General features: G+C 57.0%; 7 protein-coding genes. 1 reads left to right on the forward strand and 6 read right to left on the reverse strand.

Features of this window, described 5'->3' with window-relative positions; genetic code table 11:
- From ABI213_RS10950 to ABI213_RS10975, 6 genes are all read right to left on the reverse strand, one after another.
- Positions 1–466 (reverse strand): SDR family NAD(P)-dependent oxidoreductase (locus ABI213_RS10950; RefSeq protein ID WP_348027042.1); only part of this gene is annotated, 466 nt, incomplete at its 3' end.
- A complete protein-coding gene (locus ABI213_RS10955) occupies positions 453–887 on the reverse strand; it encodes a MaoC/PaaZ C-terminal domain-containing protein (protein ID WP_348027044.1) in 435 nt (144 codons plus the stop codon). The genes ABI213_RS10955 and ABI213_RS10950, both read right to left, overlap by 14 nt.
- The gene (locus ABI213_RS10960) at positions 884–1126 is read right to left on the reverse strand and encodes an acyl carrier protein (RefSeq protein WP_348027046.1); all 243 of its coding nucleotides are present in this window, start codon (positions 1124–1126) and stop codon (positions 884–886) included. The genes ABI213_RS10955 and ABI213_RS10960 overlap by 4 nt, the downstream gene beginning before the upstream one ends.
- A gap of 34 nt (positions 1127–1160) precedes the next feature.
- A complete protein-coding gene (locus ABI213_RS10965) occupies positions 1161–2219 on the reverse strand; it encodes a hypothetical protein (RefSeq protein WP_348027048.1) in 1059 nt (352 codons plus the stop codon).
- The gene (locus ABI213_RS10970; RefSeq protein ID WP_348027050.1) at positions 2219–3658 is read right to left on the reverse strand and encodes an MBOAT family O-acyltransferase; all 1440 of its coding nucleotides are present in this window, start codon (positions 3656–3658) and stop codon (positions 2219–2221) included. Before ABI213_RS10970 ends, ABI213_RS10965 begins: the two co-directional genes overlap by 1 nt.
- Positions 3659–3667: 9 nt before the next feature.
- Positions 3668–4441: a GDSL-type esterase/lipase family protein gene (locus ABI213_RS10975; protein WP_348027052.1), complete on the reverse strand. Its 774-nt coding sequence runs from the start codon at positions 4439–4441 to the stop codon at positions 3668–3670.
- 240 nt (positions 4442–4681) lie between these two features.
- On the opposite strand from ABI213_RS10975, the gene ABI213_RS10980 reads away from it, so the two are divergent.
- Entirely contained in the window at positions 4682–4879 is a 198-nt protein-coding gene (locus ABI213_RS10980) for a hypothetical protein (RefSeq protein ID WP_348027054.1), read from the forward strand.
- Positions 4880–4912 lie beyond the last annotated feature (33 nt).

Here is a 4912-nt window from a genome sequence, read left to right on the forward strand (position 1 = left end):
AAGCGCCTTCGATGCTGTTCGTGCCGTTGCCCATGGCCTGGGTCAAGATGCCCACCACTGCACCATTTTTGTGCTTGCGAAAGCAGCGGCGCACCAGTTCGGCCAGCAGGCGCTGCGGGCCGAGCACATTGACTTGCCACTGCTGCTGCATTTCATCGGCGGTGATCTTGCCAAAGGGTACGAGCGAAAGCGGTGGGGAACCGGCCAGCACCACGCCTGCCAACACAGGCAGGGCTTCCAGCTGGGCCACGGCCGCCTGGATGGAGGCCTCGCTTGACAAATCCAGCGCCAGGGTCTGGCCGCCACAGCGCTGTGCCACGGCTTGGGCAGCTGCAGCGTTGCGGTGGTAACCCACCACAGGCGTGAAGCCTTGAGAGACTAGCTCGTCGCACACGGCAGCACCAATGCCGCCGGAGCCGCCTGATACCAGAAACCACTTCTGTCCATCCAACTTAGGTGCGTCCAACGATGACCTCCGCCCTGCCCTTGGCCAGCACTTTGCCAGCCGCACGCACGGTTAGTTTCAAAATGACCATGCCGGTAGAGTCCGAGACTTCTTCGACGATGCCCTCGGCTTGCGCGGGCTGGTCTACGTACAAAGGCTTGCGAAAATCCAACGCCACGCTGGCCCAGACACTGTTGCGCCCAGGAAGCTGCATGCCTATCAACTGCGATACCTTGGCCACCATCAAAGCACCGTACACCACCGCACCGTCAAAGCCTTTGCTGCGTGCAAAAGCGGCGTCGGTGTGCAGGGGGTTGAAGTCGCCCGACAGCTCCGCAAACTGCTGCATGTGCTGCGCACTCACGGTGAAATCGACCACGGCCCGCAGGCCCTCGGTCAACTCGCCCAGTGCCAGGGTCTGCGCCTGTGGCTGGGAGTTCATTGCGCCTTGGACTGGATCAAGGCCACAAATTCACCCACGTTCTTGAGACGCCCCACTTCGGCGGCCGAGAACTTAAGGCCAAATTTCTTCTCGATGGCCAATACCAGACGGATGTGGGCCAGGCTGTCCCATTCATCGACATCGTCGGCGGTGAGTTCCGGCTTGACCACAATACTTTCATCGTCGAAAACATCGTGAAAAATGGCAGTGAGTTTTGCGTAAATAGCGTCGAGTTCCATGGCGGCTTTCTTTTAAAAAGGGTGTTGCATTCTCTCAGGGAGTCTGGGCGTTCAAGACGGTGGCCAGGCGCTGCGCCCAGGCAGGGGTGGCCCGTGGCTTGGGGTGTACCTCGTCGCTGAAGTCAACGTCGGCATTAGCGTCTTCCATTTTCAGCACCTTGACTCCTGCGTGGGTCTGCAATTTGGCGAGCAACGGGTCTACCCGACGGCGGTAGTCTGCCCATAACGGAGATCCTTTTTCATGCCACTGGGGGATGGGCATGTCTACCAACACCACGCGCCCACCATCGGCCACGATGCTGTTGACCATGGTCTCCAGCACCTGAAAGGGCGCGTCCGTCAGGCTATCGGTACCCCCCATGTAGGCACGCCAAAATTCAAAATACTTGCGTTGTTGCTCCGTGCTCAAGACGGTGGCGTTGCGCTGTGCATCCGTTAGGCCTGCGGGGCGGCCCGATAGAGATGCGCGCAGTGCGCCGGTTACATCACGTGCAGCGCGGTCCAGTACCAGGTAAGGGTGAATGAGCGTGGCACCGATATCCAGATAGCGGGCCGGCAGTACCGGCACAGGGCCTGCATCGGTGCGTCGGTAGAAGCCATAACGGTAGCGCTCGATGTCGATATCGGTGTCGCCACCATGGCGATCAGGGGTAAACCACCGGGCTCGGTCTTCTGCAAAAACCCCGTACCAGAGCCCAACTACCCAGGTGTTGTGGCGGCGCGCATCAGGGGTTTGCACTTCTCGGACCAGGTCCACGATTTGTTTGATCTGTGTAATGTTGGAACCACCCACCGACAGGTTGTGCACCTGCATGCCAGGCACCAGAGCCTGCACCTGCGCCTGTTTGAAGCCGACCAGCATATTGGACGCCCCCACCAAAATGGCTTTATCGTCCAGAGAATTGAGCTGAGATCGTGCCATGAACACGTACTTAGGTTCAGTCAAAAACAGCGACGCACCGGCTCTGGCGGCGTTGAGCCGCTGGCCCAGCTCAGAACGCGGCACGCACAGCAGGGACACCACAAGCAGCAAGCCATACAAGGCGAGCAGCGCACTGAGCAACAGCCCTATTTGCTTAAAAATCAGCTTCATCAAAACGCCCGGTAAACAAACTCTGGGGCCTTGTGGAAGAACGAGGCTACCGTCGCAATCAATAGTATTTGTAGTGCCAGCACCAGGTTGCGCGCAAGCACTCCGCTGCAGGCCTGCGCCACTTGCGTGCGCAGGGGCGCCATGTACGCCAGCAGCACGTCCCACACATAAAACACCAGTCCCGTCAACACGGCCAGCCCCAGGTAGCTAGCCAGACCACCAACCACGCCCAAATGCTTTCGCAAGGCCAGAAGCTGTGGCATATCGACCCACAGACAGGTCAGCGCCAGTGCAAAGTAAGCCAGCGTCAGCCCACGAGAGAAATAGATGGACGTGGTTTTTTCAGCCAAGGCCTTGTAAGCCTTCTTACCTAGCCGCTTAGTGATCATTACCTGCCAGAGCTTGTTGATACTGGCCCCAGCCCCCATCAACAAGCCATAGACCACAAATACCGAAGTGGTGCCGTGCCACACGCCCATGATGAGAAAGGTGACAAAAAATGCCACTACCCCCAGATACGGACCGGCTTTGGGCGAGGTGAACCGTGTCGCCAGCACCGTCAGCAATGGGTTGAAAACATAGGTTTTGAACCAATCCGACAAAGTCATGTGCCAGCGCGACCAGAAGTCGAGAAAGCTGCGCGCCAGAAAGGGGCGGTTAAAGTTTTCAGGCAGTTGCATGCCCATCAGTTCGCCGACACCAATCACGATGTCCATATAGCCCGCAAAATTGGCGTACAGGTAGACCGTATAGCACACGGTGGCAGCCACAAACAGTGCACAAAACAGTGGCCATGCCGGGGTTGCCACCGCGTCCAACACGCGCTCGGACAAGCTGTCGAAGAGGTACTTGAAGATGGCCGAAATTACGCCCACTTTCACGAAACCCAGGATGACGCGGGCAAAGGCACGGAACACCCGGCGCTCGTCCAGTACCAAAGCCTGGTCCTTGAAGCGCATGTAATCTTGGTAGCGTTGGATCGGGCCCGCCACAAATGTCAAAAAGTTGCAGGTGTAATTTAAAAAATCCAGCAACGAAACCGGGCGCGGCAATTCACCTTGCTTGGCATCAACCATGAGGTGCAACACGCGAAACAGCACATAAGACAAACCAATGATCAGGTAGGGAAACGGCAACAGCAAGGACGCATCTAGAAAACTGAACTTTTTCAGGTAAATGAATGCGGTGATGGCAACGGCCAAGCCGAACCAGAGGCTGTGCGCGGACCGGCTGCGCCGCACCACCTCAATCATTCCGTAGCTCACCAGCAAAAATGCCGCCAAAGGCAGGAGCTGGATGGTGCTGTCGATGTAACACCATATAAATACGCCATTGGCACCCAACAAAACGGCGCTGCGCACCATGGGTTGCTTGGTCGCATTAAAAAGCAGCACAACGGCTGCGACAAAGGCAATAAAAGTCAGGGAGGTAAATGCCACGTGTGAGATTCAGCTTAGATTGAACTGTTTCAGTACCGGCTGTAGTGCGTCGCGAACGCGCTGGTAACCCAACGGCGAGATGTGCAGCTTGTCTGCGCCAAAGTATTCGGCGTGGGGCGAACCGCCTGGGTCTACCAGCAGGGCGTAGACATCCAACACCGCAACGTTCTTGCGGCCTTGGGCGACCGACGCGATGAGCTTATTGAGCGCAATCACCTGGCGAGGGTCTACCGGAGACTGCGGATCGTTGCGCGGTGGCACGGTGCACAGCACGATAGGAACACCAGGCATTTCTTTCTCGGCTTTGTCCAGCATGTCAACAATATTGCTGCGGCTTTGCTGCACATCCTGCAGCGCGCTCAAGTCGTTGGACCCCGTCAGCAGCACGATGGCCTTGGGATGCAGGTCGAGCACGTCCTCCTGGAAGCGAAACAGTAAACCGCGCGTGGTTTCGCTACCGATACCCCGGTTAGCCACAGAAAAACCCGGCAGATCTTTCGCCAAAGTGCTCCAGCCACCGACCAACGAGTCGCCTACAAACACCACGCTCCCCTGCTTGCGCGCACGTTCTTGCCAGAAGCTCTTGCGGTTGTCGTTCATCCAGCCAAACACGCGGATGGCACCCTTGCCTGGCCAGTCCTTGAAGTCTTTGGGAAAGGGTGTGGGACCGTCTTGCACAGGTGCCGCTGCGGGTGCTACGGCTACCGCGCTTTGGGCCAATGCCACGCCGCAAGGGACCATGGCGACGGCGCACAGCAGCAGTAAAGAAAAGAGTTTAGACATTGTGTAAGTTCATCTTGGAAACAAGCAAAAGAGGCTCCGGGTGTTATCTTTTTTTGGATTGCATTATTACCGCAGCTTCAAGCTTCGGGTTACCCCGAGGGACACCAGCACATGGAGGGTGTAAGAAAACTTCGTAAATAATTGTTCCAGATCTATTGCTGCAACGCAACATAAGCTATGATTTCCCAACAAAGACGCTTTCGGGGACCTCTCGGAAGGGTTTTTCCCAAAGGATTTCACATGAAGAAATGGATCATATTTGCGACGTTGTCGGCCATTGCTGGCGCTGCCAGCGCGGTGCTGCCGTATATGTCTGACCTGGTCACAAGCGCCAGCTTGCTGACGCAAAGCTCGGCTGAGAACCAGTCCACGGTGGCTATGATGCTGGCCGCTCTGGGCATCATGGTCGTGATTGTGGTTCGCCGCTCGGGCAAATAAGGCTATAGCACTAGGCTCAACCAGTTACCGGCC

Source organism: Rhodoferax sp. (assembly GCF_039922535.1).
Lineage (GTDB): Bacteria > Pseudomonadota > Gammaproteobacteria > Burkholderiales > Burkholderiaceae_C > Rhodoferax_B.